Source organism: Listeria monocytogenes (assembly GCF_900187225.1).
In the GTDB taxonomy this organism is placed as follows: domain Bacteria; phylum Bacillota; class Bacilli; order Lactobacillales; family Listeriaceae; genus Listeria; species Listeria monocytogenes.
Genome location: NZ_LT906436.1, coordinates 267748 through 288274, shown reverse-complemented (window position 1 = coordinate 288274; position 20527 = coordinate 267748). Strand labels below are relative to the sequence as shown.

Annotated in this window: 14 protein-coding genes; 2 read left to right on the top strand and 12 right to left on the bottom strand. The window is 38.8% G+C overall.

Annotated features, from left to right (window positions below; translation table 11 throughout):
• Window positions 1-52 precede the first annotated feature (52 nt).
• Window positions 53-1489 carry a glycoside hydrolase family 1 protein gene (locus tag CKV70_RS01395; RefSeq protein WP_003722891.1) on the top strand — a complete coding sequence of 479 codons (1437 nt, stop codon included), beginning with the start codon at window positions 53-55 and terminating at the stop codon, window positions 1487-1489.
• 3 nt (window positions 1490-1492) lie between these two features.
• Entirely contained in the window at window positions 1493-2122 is a 630-nt protein-coding gene (locus CKV70_RS01390) for an SMI1/KNR4 family protein (RefSeq protein ID WP_010989391.1), read from the top strand.
• 13 nt (window positions 2123-2135) lie between these two features.
• On the opposite strand, the gene CKV70_RS01385 is transcribed toward CKV70_RS01390, so the two are convergent.
• The 12 genes from CKV70_RS01385 to rpoC all read right to left on the bottom strand — a co-directional run bounded on the left by CKV70_RS01385 (window position 2136) and on the right by rpoC (window position 20519).
• Window positions 2136-4022 carry an ABC transporter permease subunit gene (locus CKV70_RS01385; protein WP_014600434.1) on the bottom strand — a complete coding sequence of 629 codons (1887 nt, stop codon included), beginning with the start codon at window positions 4020-4022 and terminating at the stop codon, window positions 2136-2138.
• A gap of 83 nt (window positions 4023-4105) precedes the next feature.
• The gene (locus CKV70_RS01380) at window positions 4106-4741 is read right to left on the bottom strand and encodes a histidine phosphatase family protein (RefSeq protein WP_012951147.1); all 636 of its coding nucleotides are present in this window, start codon (window positions 4739-4741) and stop codon (window positions 4106-4108) included.
• 71 nt (window positions 4742-4812) lie between these two features.
• A complete protein-coding gene (locus tag CKV70_RS01375; RefSeq protein WP_012951146.1) occupies window positions 4813-5772 on the bottom strand; it encodes a ring-cleaving dioxygenase in 960 nt (319 codons plus the stop codon).
• A 6-nt stretch (window positions 5773-5778) separates the two neighbouring features.
• On the bottom strand, window positions 5779-6195 hold the full coding sequence (locus CKV70_RS01370) for a MarR family winged helix-turn-helix transcriptional regulator (protein WP_003723053.1): 417 nt from the start codon (window positions 6193-6195) through the stop codon (window positions 5779-5781).
• 147 nt (window positions 6196-6342) lie between these two features.
• The gene (locus CKV70_RS01365) at window positions 6343-7482 is read right to left on the bottom strand and encodes an ArgE/DapE family deacylase (RefSeq protein ID WP_014600433.1); all 1140 of its coding nucleotides are present in this window, start codon (window positions 7480-7482) and stop codon (window positions 6343-6345) included.
• A 135-nt stretch (window positions 7483-7617) separates the two neighbouring features.
• On the bottom strand, window positions 7618-9117 hold the full coding sequence (gene inlE, locus CKV70_RS01360) for a class 1 internalin InlE (protein WP_014600432.1): 1500 nt from the start codon (window positions 9115-9117) through the stop codon (window positions 7618-7620).
• Window positions 9118-9325: 208 nt separating this feature from the next.
• Complete coding sequence (inlD, locus tag CKV70_RS01355) at window positions 9326-11029, bottom strand: class 1 internalin InlD (protein ID WP_014600431.1); 1704 nt, start codon at window positions 11027-11029, stop codon at window positions 9326-9328.
• A 207-nt stretch (window positions 11030-11236) separates the two neighbouring features.
• Window positions 11237-12883 (bottom strand): class 1 internalin InlC2, encoded by a 1647-nt coding sequence (inlC2, locus tag CKV70_RS01350; RefSeq protein WP_014600430.1) that lies wholly within the window; start codon window positions 12881-12883, stop codon window positions 11237-11239.
• A 137-nt stretch (window positions 12884-13020) separates the two neighbouring features.
• Window positions 13021-14493, bottom strand: coding sequence for a class 1 internalin InlG (gene inlG / locus CKV70_RS01345; RefSeq protein ID WP_010989385.1), 1473 nt, complete (start codon window positions 14491-14493; stop codon window positions 13021-13023).
• A 273-nt stretch (window positions 14494-14766) separates the two neighbouring features.
• Window positions 14767-16227, bottom strand: a complete 1461-nt coding sequence (locus CKV70_RS01340) for a glycoside hydrolase family 1 protein (RefSeq protein WP_014600429.1) — start codon at window positions 16225-16227, stop codon at window positions 14767-14769.
• Between the two features lie 65 nt (window positions 16228-16292).
• Window positions 16293-16838, bottom strand: a complete 546-nt coding sequence (locus tag CKV70_RS01335; RefSeq protein WP_014600428.1) for an HAD family hydrolase — start codon at window positions 16836-16838, stop codon at window positions 16293-16295.
• Between the two features lie 75 nt (window positions 16839-16913).
• Window positions 16914-20519, bottom strand: coding sequence for a DNA-directed RNA polymerase subunit beta' (gene rpoC, locus CKV70_RS01330; RefSeq protein WP_003723046.1), 3606 nt, complete (start codon window positions 20517-20519; stop codon window positions 16914-16916).
• Between the last annotated feature and the right edge of the window lie 8 nt (window positions 20520-20527).

Below are 20527 nucleotides of genomic sequence, written 5' to 3'. Positions count from 1 at the left end.
AATATATTAGTAGAGTTTTTTAATAAAAATCGCTTTAATGGAGGTTATATTAATGGAACATCAAAAACGTTCACCATTCCCGAAAGATTTCTTATGGGGTTCTGCATCCGCAGCTTATCAAATCGAAGGCGCATGGGACGCAGACGGCAAAGGTAAATCAGTTTGGGACGAATATGTCCGCATTCCTGGAACTACTTTCAAAGGTACAAATGGCGATGTAGCTGTTGACCATTATCACCGTTATAAAGAAGACGTAAAACTAATGGCAGACGCTGGCCTAAAAGCTTACCGTTTCTCTATCGCTTGGACTCGTATTTTCCCAAATGGTAAAGGCGAAGTGAATGAAGCTGGATTGAAATTTTATGATAACTTAATTGATGAGTTGCTTAAATATGACATCGAACCGCTTGTAACGTTGTATCACTGGGATATCCCACAAGCATTATTTGATGAGTACGGTGGCTGGGAATCTCGCCAAGTTATTGAAGATTTCACAAATTATTCCACAACACTTTTCAAACGTTACGGCGACCGCGTTAAATATTGGGTGTCCTTGAACGAGCAAAATATCTTTGTTGGTATGGGTTATGGTCAAGCGCTTCACCCACCAAAAGTTAGCGATCCAAAAAGAATGTACGCAGTAAACCACATTGCGAACTTAGCTAATGCTAGTGTTATCAAAGCTTTCCACGAAATCGTTCCTGATGGGAAAATTGGACCAAGTTTTGCTTACACACCACATTATCCAATCGACACAGATCCTAAAAACGTTCAAGCTGCGGATGATGCAGAAGAATTAAATAGTTATTTCTGGATGGATATGTATGCTTTTGGTCGTTATCCGAAAGCTGTTTGGAAATATTTAGAAGAAAACGATATTGCGCCAGTTATTGAAGATGGCGATATGGAACTACTTGCGTCTGCAAAACCAGATTTCATGGGCGTGAACTACTATCAATCCGCAACTGTTGCTTACAACCCGCTTGATGGCGTTGGTCAAAACAACGAAATGAACTTCACTGGTAAAAAAGGCAGCACAAAAGAAACTGGTGTCCCTGGTGTTTACAAAAAAGTCGTTAATCCTTTTGTAAAAACAACGAACTGGGACTGGACAATCGATCCTAAAGGCTTACAAATTGCGCTTCGTCGTATTAACAGCCGCTATGCTTTACCAATTTTAATTACGGAAAATGGTTTAGGCGAATTTGATAAATTAGTAGATGGCGAAGTAAACGATGACTACCGTATTGACTACCTGAGCGCGCACGCAACTGCTATCCGCGATGCAATCAGTGACGGGGTTGATATGTTAGGCTATTGTACTTGGAGCTTCACAGACCTTCTAAGCTGGTTAAACGGCTACCAAAAACGTTACGGTTTTGTTTATGTTGACCGCGACGTGGAAGATGATGCGCCAATGACACGTATTCCGAAGAAAAGTTATTACTGGTATAAACAAGTGATTGAGACTAATGGAGCAGACTTATAAAATATGGCTGAATATCAAAGTCAGCTAGCTAGAATCCAAGCAAAAATCACTACTTTAAAAGAAAAAGATGTTGATTTGAATTTATTTGGTTCAGAAAGCCATGCCTATAAACTCAATCAGCCTTTGTCTAATCAAACTATTGCTGCGTTTGAAAATGAGCATCAAATTGCTTTACCACAAGGTTATCGCGCATTTTTGGAACAGATTGGTGATGGTGGAATGGGTCCTTACTATGGTTTAGAAACTCTAGTGGACGGACTTTGTTCTTCTCTTGATTACAAGGCTGAAAAGTATGGTGTGCAAACGCTGAGCAAGCCTTTTCCACATACAGATGACTGGAATGGGCCGGGTTATAAAGAAGGAATGTCCGATGAAGCTTATGATGCTTGGCAAGAACTTTGCTTTTCTGATAAAGAAGTATTTGGACTTCTGCGCATTGCTAACTTTGGTTGCGGCGTGTCCATTAACCTAGTTGTAAACGGCCCTTCTTACGGAGAAATTTGGGTGGATGACAGAAATAATGACAATGGTGTCTATCCTGATTTTTACTTTGGGAATGAAGAACGTTTAGGCTTTCTTGAATGGTATGAGTTATGGTTAGATAAATCTATAGAGGAATTTGAAAAAGCCTAGTTCTTTAAAAGAACTAGGCTTTTTTGCTGTCTTCTTCTCGTTTTAAAAGCGAATTTGCCATCATTTGGAAACAAAGAATTAGAATCATAAATACAACTAATGGCGGTAAAATTATCCAGAATTGGTGGTTGGCGAATACAAATTTAGCATTTGCGATAAGACCAGATAATTCGGGAATGACGGGGTTCAGCATGCCGTCATCGGCGCCCATAATCGCCCCACCGATGAAAATTCCAAAGATAGCTAAATGCACGAACATCTGCAAGGTTTGAATGAGCTGTTCAATCCAAATCAAAATTAATTTCGACCAGATTTGTGGGTTGATATGTTTGGTTAAAATCCAGCGAGCATTTCCGCCAAACACGAGCGCGCTCAGGACGAATTCTTTTTTCAATACTTGGGAAATTTCGCTGCTGATTCGGTTGGTTGTAATTGGTAAAACGATAACAACCATGATTAAAATTTGGAAGGTTATGCGTGTAAATAGGTTTGTTTCGAAAACGCCAGAATAGCTGATGAATTCGTTGACCATGATAATAAAGACAAGTAATGACAGTGGCAGATAATGCATTCCGTCCGCTATGCTTTGGACGAAATTGCGTGTGCGCGGTTTGCTGAAAAACGCGAGCGGTACTGCCAAAAGGTAACCAATCACGACACGTAGCGTTGCGATGACGACAGCTATAAGTAGTGTGTATTTGATTCCAACTAGTAATTGGTCGAGAATGGAGTTTCCGGCTTGGTCGGTGCCTAGCCATACTTGTGCATTTGGTTTGAAGGGCGCCATAGCGGTTACTCGTCCGGTCGCATCACTGATAAATTTAAGCGAGTTGATTTTGTCTCCCATAAGCCCGTAAATAAGGCTTGCGATTAGTAAGATGCTAAGTGTGACCAGCGGAATGCTGAAAGATGGTCGTTTTAGGAGCTGCCCGGTCGTTACTACAATGTTTCGCCATTTGCTTTTAAGGTTTACTTTTTCCGTAAAGGTTTTTTGGAAACTATTCCAGTGCAGCGGTATTCGGGTCACATTTGCGCTCTCGGTATTTTTTCCGCGGCTAATCCAAAGGTCTATTAGTGTGTAAAAGAAGTAAAATGGGGTGAACACGAGTGCTAATACTAGGAAAATATTTAATGGGCTAAATCCCGCTAGTAAGTAGTAGAGCACGCCTTCGATACCGAATAAAAATTCTACAACCAGGTAGGCGCTTAAAATAAACCAAACGATGGTTTTGGATTGGTAAAACAAGCTTTGCATCATATTGGGTGTGGCGTGGCGAAGTAGTATCGCTCTATCGGTTAAGCCTTTCCCGCGAGCCAGTTGGATGTAGTCAGCTTGCCATTCATTTTCCATAAGGAGCATCATCATTTTGTAAAAGAGCACAGTTGGTATGATGGACAAGCAGACGATTGGTGCTGCATAAATTTGCTCGCCGTTTAAGCTGTAGAAGTTCAAGGTGAACACGCCGGTTTGTTGATATATGTAGACGACGGCCATTTGAATAAGGAAAATAAAGGAAAAATCTGGAAACGCTTGAAGTATCGATAGGAATCCGCTTAAGCCTCGGCGCAACCATTTTGGCCCGCGAAATGTCGCAATTACTAGCAAATAGGCAATGAGCGCTGAAATTACCAAGCTCGCTACGATAATTTTCATGGAGTAGAAATATGGTCCGGTGATAAAATCTGCCAACGACACATGAAAAACTTCTGCGCTTCCTTGGTAACTAATTTCCCATTTGGTTGGGTGGAAAATCGCTGTAAAAATTGACTTAAGCGCCTCCCAGTACGTGCTTGATGACCATGAAGTCACTTTGCTAAATATAGCGGGAACACAGCTGATTAAAATAATTCCTAAAATTCCTAATAAATAATGTAGAAAAATTTTGACAATTCTTTTCATATGTATGTTTTCTCCCTTTTTCTAGCTCTCTCTTATGTATAAATCTAGGACACACCTTCAATGAGATATGCCCAAGATTCTACTTATTTTAAGTCTAAATGACCGATTTCATTGATTTTTTTAAGAGAAAATTCGCCGTTTTGGTATTCTACGATGCTAATACTTGTGTTCAAAATTCTTGGTGCTTCTTTGCGGTGATCTTCAATAGTTCCGCCTTGCAGCAAGTATAATAATAACGTGAGCGACATGCCGTGAGAAACGACGAGAATATTACCATTTGGATTGTCTGCAATAATTTTTTCGACGCCTTCTAGTAGTCGTTCTGCAAGCTCATAATAGGTTTCGCCACCATTTACTTCTGCTTTGTAGGTTTCTGGACTATGGAGAATTTTTGCGCGTTCTTCTGGGTGTTTTTCGTCAATTTCCGTTACTCTAATGCCTTCCCATGTTCCAAAACCCATTTCTTTTAGTTCTTCCAGAGGTCGAATTTCGATTTCGCGGTCACCGAGAATATAAGCCGCGGTATCTTGCGTGCGTTTACTAGTACTCGTATAAACGGCATCAATCTGCATGTCTTTTAATACTTCGCCAACTGCTTTTGCCCCGTCAATACCTTCTGCAACTAGCGGAGAATCGCCCCATCCTTGCATTTGTCCAGTCATATTCCATTCCGTCTTACCATGTCTTACAAAATAAATTGTACGTAAACCTTCTGCCAAAATCCTGCCTCCTAATTACACATTCTTCTAAAATTGTATCATGAATGGGCATATTTTCAAGGTTTTCTTGTTTATTTGTCTGTATCCAGCGGTTTTAAATGTGCCAAAATATCTTCGCGACGTTCTTCTAAGTGTGGCGGTAAATCTACATAGGTTCCATGCTCTTTCGTGAAATCTGTTTGGAAACCTGGTTCGTCGGTTGCGAGTTCGATTAAAATACCATTACTTTCACGGAAGTAAAGAGAATGGAAATAAAACCGATCCACATAACCTGAATTTTTGTAGCCAAGGTCTTGTATCATTTCTGTCCAGCCAATTAAGTCGCCATCTGTCGGTACACGAAACGCCACATGATGAATTCCGCCAGCGCCTAGATTTCCTTGTTCTAAATCAGGTCGCGACTCCACGTGCACTTCGCCGCCAAGCCCAACGTTGCCAGTTTTGAATACTGTAACTAATTTATCATCATCTTCATAGGCGCCAATCCGTTCGAAGCCTAATATTTTCGTCAAAAGGCGGTCTGTTTTTTCTTTTTTGAAAACGGAAAAGCGCACTGGACCAAGTCCGCGAATCGCGTATTCTGCTGGAACCGGGCTATCTTCCCAAGGGGTCACCTCGGTTACTTGTGTGCTTGTTTCATCAGAAATCAAATTGACAGGCAAGCCATCTGTGTCTTTTAAACGAATAATTTTGCGCCCGAATTGGTCAATTGGTTTGCTGTGAAAAATGCGATGTTCATCGAGTCTTTTATCCCAGTAGTGCAAGGCTTCATCGCTTGGCACACGTAAGCTGAGTCCGGAAATCGCATTGCGTGATGGGTGGTTTTTAGCCATATTCGGAACTTCAAAGAAAGTTAGCGCTGTCCCCGGCGAGCCAATTTCATCACCATAGTATAGGTGGTACGTATAAGGATCGTCTTGGTTAACCGATTTTTTCACTAGTCGTAGTCCCATTATTTTTGTATAAAAGTCAAAGTTAGCTCGTGCATTCGCTGTAAAAATAGATACGTGATGAATTCCCGTTAATTTCATAAATAATCACTCTCCTAATTTTTTTAATAGCTTAAGTAGTTCTTTTTGTTCGTCTCTTGTTAATTTATCAAATTGAGCTTGCTGAAAAGCTTCTTGTTTTGGGACATTTTCTCGGTAACATGCTTGACCTTTTTCTGTGAGGGTAATATGCTTCTCGCGTCCTGTTTTTGTTCGCGTAATATAACCTAATTGCTCTAATTTTGCGAGGAGTTGGGTGACATTTCCCTTTGTTACGACTAATTTTTCGGCAAGTTGTTGCTGTGTAATCTCTTTGTCTAAGCCAATTTGGGCAATGCAATCAAACTGCGCCGTTGAAATCCCTGCTGCTCGCAAATTCTGATTGGTCAGCTTCATATTTCGATTATAAAAACGACTAAATCGAAACCAAAGCAAAACCCCTAGCCTTTCTTCTTTTTTTACCATGTTTGTTCCCTCCTCTTGATATCATCAGTTTAGTCCTAAACTGTATAAAATGCAAGAAAAAAAGTCTAGCACCTGTTTATAAACAAATACTAGGCTTTTGTTTAATTACTTATTTTATAGCGGGAAATAAGTAAAGTTAAAGTTTCATCACGATAAATACTCAATGGCAATCCGTTTGTATACATCAATCATTTCTAAATAATTGTCAATTGAAACATTTTCGTTTACTTGGTGAGGGGTTTCGTTTCCTGGTCCAAAAATAATCACTGGGAATTGTTTCTTCGCTTTGGTAAATTCAGCTGCATCTGTTGTTCCAGAAATTCCAAGTAAGGGTATCTCTTCTTTAATAATACCTTTCGCAACATCACGTGCGACATTCACTAAGCTTGAATTCCTATCGCTAAATACAGGCTGTTTATCATAATCGAACAGTAACTCTAACTTCACATGTTCTTTTTTATTTAACTCATTCACAATTTCAACAATACGTCGCTTCAAAGTCTCGTTATCAACTTCTGGTATGGAACGAATATTACCTTGTAGTTCTGCTTTTTCCGGAATACTATTGACTTGATTTCCGCCATTAATCACCGTGACATTATGAATAAAATCGCCAAGTATTTCATTTGTGGCATGGATGGAAGCAACGTATTTTTCTATTTCATTGTAAAATAGTATCAAATTATCAATTGCATTCACACCATACTCTGGCATCGAACTATGGGCATTTTTACCAGTGGATTTAACGGTATAATTAATGGAACCTTTATGCGCATAAACGATTCTGTGTCCGCTCGGTTCACCGATGATTAAACCATCTAAATCATCTGCGTAACCTTTTTGTGTTAGTTGTTCTGCTCCAAGTTCACCGATTTCTTCCCCAACTGTTGCTAATAATCTGATCTTGCCGTTTAGTTTTTGTTTTTCTTCATGAAGTTCAATCATTGCAATAACCATCGCCGCTAGACCTGACTTCATATCCGTTGCGCCGCGTCCGTATAGTTTCCCTTCATGCTCTGTCGCTTCAAAAGGTGGGAACTTCCACTTAGATACATCACCCGCATCAACTACATCCATATGCCCTGAAAATGCCAAAACCTTCTCGTTACTGGAACCAATTTCGCTTACTAGGCTAGCTCTGTCTACGTCGTATTGTACCTTTTCGGACTCAATACCGTGTTCAGCTAACAACTTTTGCAAATAGTTCGCAACTTGTTCTTCATGCCCATTAGTCGAATCAATATTTACCATGTCCTTTAAAATTTGAATCTTTTTTTGTTGGTCCATATTTCACGCCCTCTTTCTATGAATTCCACTCTATGTTTTCCCGTTCTCTATAAAGGCAAACTCCTTCTTATAAATCACCAACTAAAAAATGGCTTAGCCTCTGCATGATTTACAGAAGCCCAGCCATTGATTGGTTTATTTTGTTTGACGTTTTTTGCGGAATAAAACTAAGCCAATTCCGATAAGAACTGCTCCTACAAAAATAGGAAGCACATTCAATTCATCCCCAGTAATCGGTAACTTGATGTTGACTTTATCTTCACCTGAACTGTTCAGATTATTTATTCCTTCGTTAGTTCCATTTTCTTGTACATTAATTGAACTACTAGCATTTGGTTCTGCATTGTCTGAATTATTGTCATTTGGTTCCACATTAATTGGACTACTAGCATTTGGTTCTTCGTTCTCAGTGAACTTAGCATATAAAGTTATATCACTAGCAGGCATTTTATCTATCCCAAAGTCCCATTTATTCCCGTCTGTTTTTGCGTCATACCATCCATCGAATATATAACCTTCCTTGGCTGGAGCAGTTGGTTCGTTAATTAATTCATTCACACCTACCATCGCACTTGTTTGCTCTCCGTCCACATCAAAAACTACAGCGTAAACTTCTGTTAATGGTTGTGTAACTGTTCCACTAAAAGGAGCCGTTGTATTTTTGAAAGTGACTGATTGGTTAAATGTGTAACTAACACTATTAATGAAGCTGTTTAAATCCCACGTTAAATTGGGACTAGTGTATGTTCCATTGTCGCTAATAGTATCCGGTGCAATAAGCTCACCAGAAAGGCCAGTTACTACATTAGGAACGATAGGTTTATTTTGATAAAATACGGGTTGGTTGGTGATTGTTTGATTCGTTAAAGTAACAATAGATAAGTTGGGTAATTTTGCAAGCGGACTCACATCACTAATTTGATTCTCTTCCAAATAAACTTCTGTGAGATTAGATAAACCAGTAAGTGGAGAAACATCGCTTACTTTACTATTCATAGCGTTTAGTGTGGTTAGTTTAGATAAATTAGCAAGTGGCGTCAAATCACTTACTTGAGTACTTCCGAACGATAAAAATTGTAAATTAGATAGTCCAGCAAGTGGAGTTATATCAGTTATTTGATTGATATCTAAATTTAACACCTGTAAATTGGAAAGTCCTGCAAGTGGTGTCACATCCGTAATATCTGTATAAATAAGATCCATCGTTTTTAGATTTTTTAATCCAGCAAGCGCGCTCACATCTTTTAACGGATTTCCAGATAATCTAAGTTCTGTTATTTTCGTTAAATTTTTAAGAGGATTTAAATCGGTTACTTGATTATCTATTAATTCTAATTCCGATAAATTAGTTAGATACTGCAATCCTTCTATTGTTGTTATTCCTGCTGATTTTGCTGATAAATGAGTTACACTATCTAAGTCGGTTTGCGTAACTTCGTCTGTTACATCCGCTTTTCCGAGCAGTGTTTTTACATTATCAGTAAGCACTGGATCAGTAAAAATTTCGTTAATAGGGGTTGGGTGTTCAATCACCGCTGCTTGTACTTCTTTTGAGCTCATCCCTACCCAAAAAGTAATTGCCAATACTACAGCTAAAGTGACTAAGATTCTTAATGCTGTTTTGTTTCTTTTCATTAAACTATCTCCTTTATAAAGTAATTCTGCTTTTTAGAAATTTGTATGTTCTCGTAGTTAAGTCACTATATTATAGCGTAGTAGGATTTCGTTTAATCACTAAAATTAGACTTGTTAACGATTTAGTTGTGACGTTTAGATGAATTTATCTACTAATAAAAAAAGCTGAAGCCTATAGAAAAACTATAGACCTCAGCTATTTTTGTTGTTATTTTACTTTGATTGTTTTGCGGAGAATTAGCGTCGCTGTTCCTAGCAAGAAAACCCCGATAAAAATCGGAAGCATGGTATTTTCGTCACCAGCTGTTGGAAGTGTGGTATTGCCTCCTGAATTACTTGGGTTACTTGTACCATCACCATTTCCTGTTGGGGTATTGGTAGTTGGATCATCGGGATTCGGGTTGTCATTTTTAGTGAACTGGGCGTATAGTGTTATATTTCCCGCTGGCATTTTCCCTGTCGCAAAATCCCATTTAGTTCCACCCGTTTTAGCATCATACCAACCTGTGAACGTATAGCCATCCTTCGTTGGCGCTACTGGTTCTTCTAGCAAGCTTTGATAAGTGACTTTTTGAGTCGTTAATTTACCATCAATATCAAATGTGGCTGTGTAACTATTAATCGTAAACTGCGCGTATAATGTGATGTCCTCTGCTGGCATTTTATCTGTCGCAAAATCCCATTTATTTCCGCCAGTTTTCGCATCATACCAGCCTGTGAAAGTGTAGCCTTCTTTGGTTGGTGCTATTGGTTCTTGAAGCAATTTCGTTTCTTCCACTGCTTCATTTGTTTTCACTCCATCTACGTCAAATGTCGCTGTGTAAGCATTGTGAAGTGGTTGGGTCACTGTACCACTAAAAGAACCATATGCTAATTGTTTATTAAAAGTGTAACTTACTTGATTAGTATAATTAGGTAAATTCCAATTAATATTCGGGCTTGCATACACACCATTATCGCTAATTGTAGCTGGTGCGATTAAAGCTCCCATTTCATCTTTAATGTTATTAGGGACCACAAGCTCTTGTTGATACAATACTGGTTCACTGGTTATTTTTTGATTGTCTAAAGTAATACCAAAAAAATTAGGTGAATTAAAAAGCGGTTGTAAAGAACTAATATCACTGATTTGATTTTCAGCTAAAAATACATAGTTTAAATTAGCCAAATTCGCAATTGGAGTTACATCGCTAATTTGATTTCCATCTAGTCGCATAACTTCCATAGCAGCTAAGTTTGATAGAGGACGCAAATCACTTATTTGGTTACTGTCTGCAGTTAAATGATTTAACTTTGATAAACCAGAAATTGGGCTTAAATCACTGATTTTATTATTATCTATTCCAAGACCAACTAAGTTTTTTAAACCTGAAACCGGGCTTATAGCAGTTATTTGATTATTGCTTAGTTCAATAGTCTCAAGATTGATTAAATTACTAACTCCATTTAACTGTTTTATTTGATTTCCGTCTAATCTTAATTGGTGCAAATTTGTCACATTGGAAAGTGCACTTATATCACTTAGTTGATTATTACTTGCTTCTAGAATACTTAATTTAGTTAATCCTGCAAGTGGATTTAAATCAGTTATTTTATTATTATTTAAAACTAATGTATCTAAATTATTTAAATACTGTACTCCTTCCAAAGAAGCTATATTACTACTTTCTGCCGTTACATCACGTACAGAATCCAACTCCACTTGTGAAACAGCAGATGCAGTACTAGGTTTACTTAAGGTTGTTTTTATTGCGTTTGCTAAATTCTCATCTGTAAAAATTTCATTGATAGGCGTTGGTTGTCCAATCTCTGCTGCTTGTACTTCTTTTGAGCTCGTCCCTACCCAAAAGCTAATTGCCATTACTACAGCCAGAGTTACTAAGATACGTAATGCTGTTTTGTTTCTTTTCATTAACTTATCTCCTTTATAAAATTATTCAATTTCTTAGGACTGTGTATGTACTCATAGCTGAATTATTTAATTATAACTTAATCAAATTTCGTTCAATCACTAAAATTAGACCCGTTAATGATTAATTGTGACATTTAGATGTATTTCCCTATTAACAAAAACAACTGAAGTCTATAAAGAAACTATAAACCTCAGCTGTTTTTATTGTTATTTCACTTTGATTGTTTTGCGGAGAATTAGCGTTGCTGTTCCTAGCAAGAAAACCCCGATAAAAATCGGAAGCATGGTATTTTCGTCACCAGCTGTTGGAAGTGTGGTATTGCCTCCTGAATTGCTTGGATTGCTTGTACCATCACCATTTCCTGTTGGGGTATTAGGGGTTGGATCATTTGGATTTGGGCTATCATTTTTAGTAAATTGGGCATATAGTGTAATATTTCCCGCCGGCATTTTACCAGTAGCAAAATCCCATTTAGTTCCACCCGTTTTAGCATCATACCAACCTTTGAACGTATAACCTGTTTTCGTTGGCGCTGCTGGTTCTTCTAATAGACTTTGATAAGTGACTTTTTGAGTCGTTAATTTACCATCATTGTCAAATGAGGCAGTATAGCTATTAATTGTGAACTGAGCATACAACGTGATATTTTCTGCGGGCATTTTATCCACGCCGAAATCCCATTTATTCCCGCCAGTTTTTGCATCATACCAGCCTGTGAATGTGTAACCTTCTTTCGTCGGGGCCGTTGGTTCTTTAATTAATTCATTCGCGCCGACTGTCACACTTGTTTGCTTCCCGTCCACGTCAAAAACCGCAGTGTAAGCTTCTGTTAATGGTTGTGTAACTGTCCCACTAAACGGAACTGTTGTATTTTTGAAAGTGACTGATTGGTTAAAAGTATAACTAACATTATTAATAAAACTAGTTAAATTCCATGTTAAATTTGGGCTTGCGTATGTTCCATTGTCACTAATAGTAGCGGGTGCAATAGGCGCGCCAGAAGGACCTTTTACTATATTAGGGACGACAAGATTATTTTGATAAAACACAGGTTGGTTGGTAATTGTTTGATTCGTTAAAGTGACAATAAATAAGTTTGAAGTATTCGCAAGTGGGCTAACATCACTAATTTGATTATTTTTCAAATGAACTTCTATAAGATTAGGTAAACTAGCAAGTGGCGAAATATCACTTATTTTATTATCATCAGCTTTTAAAGTAGTTAGTTTAGATAAATTAGCAAGTGGGGTTAAATCACTTACTTGGGCATTTCCGATTGATAAGTATTGTAAATTAGTTAGTCCTGCAAGCGGACTTATATTGGTTATTTGATTGAGATCCAAATATAATACCTGCAAATTGGAAAGACCTGCAAGTGGGGTCACATCTGTAATTTGCGTAGAAGTTAGGTCTAGCGTTTTTATGCTTTGTAACCCAGCAATCGCGCTCACATTTTTTAACGGGTTTCCAGATAATTCAAGTTCTGTTATTTTCGTTAAATTTTTAAGAGGAGTTAAATCAGTTATTTGGTTATCTTTAAGTTCTAACCCTATCAAATTATTTAAGTACTGCACTCCTTCTATCGTTGTTACTCCAGTCCCAAATGCTGATAAAGTAGTTATTCCATCTAAATCCGCTTGCGTGACAGTATCTGTTACATTAGATTTTCCAGCCGCTATTTTAATTGCATTCGCAAGAGCTGGATCAGGGAAAATCACATTAATTGCGGTTGGCTGCGTGATGCTCTCTGCCCGAACCTCCACACCTTGGCTTGTCGTTACATATAGGCTAAGCCCGAGAATAGCAGTTACCATTAAAACTAGTTTGAATACTGAATTCCACCGTTTCTTCATAATCCCTCTCCTTTTATTTAAATTAGATTCACTAATTATTCTTCTAAATAAGTCATTAATAATAGATACCCTTTTTTAGACCAAATTAACAAAAAAATTTGGTCTCTACTGAAAATAGAAACCAAATCTACTTTATCTTAAATGTTAGTAGTTTTTTTTCGTAAGATTAGTATTGCACCTCCGATGAAAAGCGTTCCTAAAATAGTAGGAATCATACTTGAATCATCACTTGTTTTTGGAAGTTTAGTACTCGTCGCATCTGCGCTGTCGTTAGCTTTAATTGTTAGTTTATCTTTGTCGTTTTTATCATCTTTTCCGGGAGCTGTTTGAGAATTGTCTGAGCTAGGATTTTTAGTAAATCTAGCATATAAAGTTATATCACTAGTTGGCATTTTGCTAGTTGCGAAATCCCATTCAGTTCCACCCGTTTTTGCATCATACCATCCTACAAATGTGTAGCCATCTTTCGTCGGAGCAGTCGGTTCTTGTAGCAGAGCTTGGTAATCTACTTTTTGATTAGTTGTTTCACCATCCACATCAAATGTCGCTGTGTAGCTGTTTATCGTGAACTGTGCGTAAAGTGTCATATTCGTAGCCGGCATTTTATCTACTGCAAAATCCCATTCATTCCCACCAGTTTCCGCATCATACCAACCAGAAAAAGTATAACCTTCTTTTGTCGGTTCAGCAGGTTCGGTTATTAATGTATCCACTACCACGTTTTCTGTCGTCGTCGTTCCATCCACATCAAATGTAGTAATGTAATTCACGGGCGCTTCTACTATCGGTTGAACAACAGTTCCTGCAAAAGTTACCTTCCCATTATCACCTAGTGTGATTTTTTGATTAAAATCATAACTAACCTCACTCGTGAAACTATCTAAGTTCCAAGTGATATTTGGACTAGCAAAGGTTCCGTTATTACTAATCGTTGTTGGTGGTACTACTTCACCATAAGCATTTTTCAAAATATCTGGTGCAACTAAATTAGTTTGATATACGACTGGCGCGGCTGTTATTTGTTGTTTTTCTAAATGTAAAACCGTTAAATCAGTCATATTAACTAAAGGACTTGCATCACTTATTTGATTTTCTCGTAAATCTAAATAATTTAATTTCGTTAGATTAGCAAGAGGTGTCACATCTTTTATTTGATTGATAGATAATTGTACGAATGTTAACTGTGTCAATCCTGAAAGTGGCGTCACATCACTAATTTTATTATCTCCTAAATATAAAGAATCTAAATTAGTAAGATTGGCAAGAGGTGTAATATTAGTAATCTGATTGGAAGATACACCCAACATATTCAAATTAGTTAAATATTGTATTCCCTCTATTGAATTTATTCCTTTGTCGTCTGCTTCAAGTTTAGTTATCTGATTCAAATCTGTTTGCGTAACTTCATCAGTGACACTAGTTTTTCCAAGTTCCGTCTTCACCTCGTCCGCTAATGCTGGATCCGTGAAAATTTCGTTAATTGGCGCTGGTTGCGCAATACTCTCTGCCTGAGCTTTCATCCCATGACTTGCATTTACCCATAAACTAATTCCCAAGATAGCTGTCACTACAAGTAAAACATGTAGTACTGAGGTTTTTCTCTGTTTCATTTTATCGTCTCCTTATAATTTGACTGAGTAGATAATTCATCATTAAATACACCTTGGATCTGCACTATCTTGGATGACTTGGCGTAAAATATTACTAGTCTTTGATGAATAATTATAACAGAAGATGCCCGCCATTTTTTCTCGCATTAGACCCTTCTACACGAAAGATGTGACAATTAATTGAACTTTTTCGTTCAGCGATTGCAGAATTGGTTTCTTGTGGGAAGTAGCGTAAAAAAACAGCCCCGCCAAAGCGGGGCTGTACTCTACCTATTAATCTAAATCTTCACCATTTGTTTCAATTACTTTTTTATACCAGAAGAATGAATCTTTGCGGGAGCGTTCTAATGTTCCTTTGCCCCAGTCATCTTGGTCTACGTAGATGAAGCCGTAACGTTTGGACATTTCGCTTGTGGAGGCACTTACTAGGTCGATTGGACCCCAGCTTGTGTAACCCATTAAATCTACGCCGTCAGCAATTGCTTCTTTCATTTGTTCGATATGTTTGCGCAGGTAGTCAATGCGGTAATCGTCATGGATTTTGCCATCTTCTTCTACTGTATCATAAGCACCTAAGCCATTTTCCACGATGAAAAGTGGTAATTCGTAGCGGCTATAAAGATCATTTAGTGTCCAGCGTAAGCCTTTAGGGTCAATTTGCCAACCCCAATCGGACGACTCCAAGTATTCATTTTTCACGCCACCCATTAAGTTCCCGGCAGAGCGGTCGCCTTCTGGGCTAGCTGTTGCGGACAGGGACATGTAATAGCTGAATGAAATGAAATCAACTGTATGTGCTTTCAAGATTTCGTCGTCGCCAACTTCTTTTACGATGTGAATGTCGTTCTCTTGGAAGAAACGATTCATGAAGCTTGGATATTCACCGCGAGCATGAACGTCTGTGAAAAATAGATTTTGTTGATTTTCGTATTGTGCTTTTAGGATATCATCTGGATTGTTAGTCGCTGGATAAGTCGCCATACGCGCTAACATACAACCAACTTGTGATCCAGGAATAATTTCATGCGCCAATTTTGTTGCAAGAGCACTGGCTACGAATTGGTGATGTCCTGCTTGATAAGAAAGTTCAAGTGGATTCTTCGCGTCTTCTAAAAGCACGCCCCCACCAGTGTATGCGCTAAGTGAAATAACATTGATTTCGTTAAAAGTTAACCAATATTTTACTTTGTTTTTATAACGTTTGAAAACTGTTTCCGCGTAGTTCGTGAAAAATCCGATAACGCGACGATCAGCCCAACCGTTATATTTTAAAGTAAGATTTAGTGGCGTTTCATAGTGAGAAAGTGTCACAAGTGGCTCAATGTCATATTTTAATAATTCATCAAACACTTTGTCATAAAATTCAAGGCCTTTTTCATTCGGCTCTTTGTCATCACCGTTCGGGAAAATACGTGCCCAGTTTAGTGATAGGCGGAACGTTTTAAAGCCCATTTCGGCAAATAATGCGATGTCTTCTTTATAGTGGTGATAAAAATCAACGCCATCACGTTTAGGGAATCTTCCTTCTACTTTCCCTGCGATAATTGCTTCGATTTCTGCTTTAGATACATCTAGTTCAAGGTCTCTCGTGCGTTCTTCTTTCGGAATGAATTTGACCATATCTGCTGTGGAAAGGCCTTTACCATCTACATCGTAAGCGCCTTCAACTTGGTTCGCAGCAGTTGCTCCACCCCATAAAAATCCTTTTGGAAATTGTTTTTTCACTTCAGTCATTTCGTTCGCCCCTTCCGGCTAATTTCTTCTACTTTTTTAGTTTACTTTGTGTAATGCATTACAGGTCAAGTAAAAACTTTATTTAATAATAAAAGGGCTTCAGGAACATCGGCTAGGTCCCAAACTGGTATAACAAATGGCGGTGCGACAAGAGGGAGGCGCTCATCTTGCAAACAAACTTCTGGATTTTGGAGCCATATCGCGTGGATTCCCGCACGATTTGCGCCAATAATATCACTTTCGAATGTATTCCCGACCATGACTGCTTCCGTTTTATCAATTTGAAGAGCATTTAGTGTGAAATCAAAAATAGTTTTGTCTGGCTTTTCCATTTTCCCTGGTTGTAACTCGGAATTGGAGGCGTAAATGAAGTCAAAATAATCGATGATGCCGAAATTAGTTAGAACGCGTTTTATTACTTCGGTATCGCTAGTTGCGGTGTTGCTTAGAATGGCTTGTTTGAATCCGAGTTGTTTTACTTTTTCAAGCGTTTCTTTGGCGTCTTTGCGCAGCACTACTTCCGGGTAAGTATCGAGAGGGTAATGGTCGTATCTTGTGTTTGGTACGGTGTTTAATGTTTCGCCCATATCCCAAATAACATGTGTAATCAAATCACTTCACTCCTTTTTATTGAGTATAACAAAAAAAGCCAAGTGTACGCGAACGGCACACTTGGCTTTGTAAAATTAAATATTTGTGATTTCGTCAGTTACTTCAGCTGTTTCCTTGATAACTTCGGATTTCAGTTTGCGGTAACGACCAATACCTGTACCAGCTGGAACAAGTTTACCTAGGATAACATTTTCTTTAAGTCCTAGAAGTTCGTCACGTTTTCCTTTGATTGCAGCATCTGTCAAGACACGAGTTGTTTCTTGGAATGATGCGGCAGACAAGAAGGAATCAGTTTCAAGGGAAGCTTTTGTAATCCCTAGAAGAACTGGACGACCTGTTGCGGGTTGGCTACCACTTAAGATAGCATCGCGGTTGGCTTCTGTAAACGTATGAATATCCATTAATGTACCTGGTAAGATGTTTGTATCACCAGTATCCATTACGCGGATTTTACGTAACATTTGACGAACCATTACTTCAACGTGTTTATCGCCAATTTCTACCCCTTGCATACGGTAAACTTTTTGTACTTCTGCAAGTAGATATTCTTGAACGGATAATACGTCACGAACACGAATCAAGGCTTTAGGATCCACAGAACCTTCAGTTAGAGCTTCCCCACGTTCTACGATAGTTCCTTCTTCTACACGCAGGCGAGCAGTGTAAGGAATGTTGTAAGAACGGCGGTCATCTGTACCTTGGATAGTGATTTCTTGTTGACGATCACGACCTTCTTCGATAGAAACAACTTCACCGCCAACTTCAGTGATGATAGCTTGCCCTTTCGGATTACGCGCTTCAAAGATTTCTTGAATACGTGGAAGACCTTGCGTGATATCGTCTCCGGCAACCCCACCTGTATGGAAAGTACGCATAGTAAGCTGAGTTCCTGGTTCCCCGATAGATTGGGCAGCGATGATACCAACTGCTTCTCCAACTTCGACTTCTGTACCAGTTGCCAAGTTTTTACCATAACATTTTTTACATACGCCGTGTTTTGTATTACATGTGAATGCAGAACGGATAGTTACTTCTTCAATGCCTGCGTCAACGATTTGAGTGGCAATTGCTTCTGTAATTAAGTCATTTTCACGTGCAATAACTTCTTTTGTTTCTGGGTGACGAATTGTTTTACGAGAATAACGACCTTCCAGACGTTCTTCAAGTGGTTCGATGATTTCAGTACCTTCACGAATAGCCTTAATTGTAAGACCGCGGTCTGTGCCACAATCGTCTTCACGAATGATAACATCTTGAGCCACGTCAACAAGACGACGAGTAAGGTAACCGGAATCGGCTGTTTTAAGGGCTGTATCGGTAAGACCTTTACGCGCACCATGGGTAGAAATGAAGTACTCTAAGACCGTTAAACCTTCACGGAAGTTAGATGTAATCGGCAATTCTACGATACGTCCGGATGGGTCAGCCATCAGTCCACGCATACCAGCAAGCTGTGTAAAGTTGGAAATGTTACCACGAGCTCCGGAATCTTGCATCATGAAGATTGGGTTTAAGCGATCCAAACTCAAGATCAGTTTTCCTTGGATTTCATCTTTGGCAGCATTCCATACAGCGATAACGCGTTCGTATCTTTCATCATCTGTAATCAGACCACGACGGAATGATTTAGTGATTTTTTCAACTGTATCATGTGCTTTTTCAAGAATTTCATGTTTTTCTTCAAGTGTTAAGATATCCGCAATACCTACTGTCATGCCGGCCTTAGTCGAGATTTTGAAACCAAGATCTTTCATACGGTCAAGCATTTTTGAAGTTTCGGTAATATGGAATTTCTTGAAGACTTCCGCGATAATGTTACCGAGGATTTTCTTCTTGAATGGATCAATTAGTTCTTGTGCAGCAATATGAGCACGAACATCAGTTGTTGTATCAACGAAATATTTAGCTGGTGTTTCGATTTCTAAGTTAAATTTCGTTGGTTCATTAATATAAGGGAACGATTTTGGTAAGATTGTGTTGAAAATCAGTTTACCAACAGTCGTAATTAATAATTGGTTGCGTTGTTCATCAGTGAAACGTTCATTTGGAATCGAACCAGCAAATACAGCAATACGAGAGTGTAAGTGTACATAGCCGTTTTGATACGCAAGTTGTGCTTCATTGATATCTTTGAAGATAGTACCTTCGCCGACAGCTTTTTCACGTTCTAAAGTAAGGTAGTAGTTACCTAGCACCATATCTTGGGAAGGTGTTACAACTGGTTTACCATCTTTAGGGTTCAAAATGTTTTGAGCTGCAAGCATTAAAATACGTGCTTCTGCTTGTGCTTCTGCGGATAAAGGAACGTGAACCGCCATTTGGTCACCATCAAAGTCAGCGTTGTAAGCTGTACATACAAGAGGGTGAAGACGGATTGCGCGACCTTCAACTAGAGTTGGTTCAAATGCTTGAATACCAAGTCTGTGAAGCGTAGGCGCCCGGTTAAGTAATACCGGATGTTCACGAATAACTTCTTCTAATACGTCCCAGATTTCTGGAGCCATACGTTCGATTTTACGTTTAGCGCTCTTAATGTTGTGTGCTAAGCCGCGTCCAACTAGTTCTTTCATAACAAATGGTTTGAATAATTCAAGCGCCATTTCTTTTGGAAGACCACATTGGTACATTTTTAAGTTAGGTCCAACTACGATAACGGAACGACCAGAATAATCGACACGTTTACCTAGTAAGTTTTGACGGAAACGACCTTGTTTCCCTTTAAGCATATGAGAAAGGGATTTAAGCGGACGGTTACCTGGACCTGTTACTGGACGACCACGACGACCGTTGTCAATTAAAGCATCGACAGCTTCTTGTAGCATCCGTTTTTCATTTTGCACGATAATGTTTGGTGCACCTAGATCAAGTAGGCGTTTCAAACGGTTGTTCCGGTTGATTACCCGACGATATAAGTCATTCAAATCACTTGTTGCAAAACGGCCACCTTCAAGTTGTACCATTGGACGAATTTCTGGTGGGATAACTGGTAGCACGTCAAGTACCATCCAGCTTGGGTTGTTGCCGGAATTACGGAAAGCTTCCATAACTTCCAAACGACGAATCGCACGAGTACGACGTTGACCTTGTGCGGATTTTAGTTCTTCTTTTAAATCATTTGTTTCTTTTTCTAAGTCGATATCGGCTAAGATTTTTTTGATAGCTTCTGCGCCCATACCAGCTGAGAAACCTTTACCATATTTTTCGCGGTAAACGCGGTATTCACGTTCAGATAAAAGTTGTTTCTTTTCAAGTGGAGTATCGCCTGGTTCTGTAACCACGTAAGATGCAAAATAGATAATTTCTTCTAATGCACGTGGGGACATATCCATAACAAGACCCATACGGCTTGGAATTCCTTTGAAGTACCAGATGTGAGAAACAGGAGCTGCGAGTTCAATATGGCCCATACGTTCACGACGGACTTTTGATTTCGTTACTTCTACTCCACAACGGTCACAAACTACACCTTTATAGCGAACACGTTTGTATTTACCACAAGAACATTCCCAGTCTTTCATTGGTCCAAAAATTCTTTCACAGAATAAGCCGTCACGTTCAGGTTTAAGCGTTCTGTAGTTGATGGTTTCAGGTTTTTTTACTTCACCATGAGACCATGAACGAATTTTATCTGGAGATGCCAGACCGATTTTCATATACTCAAAATTATTAACATCTAACAAGTGCCCAA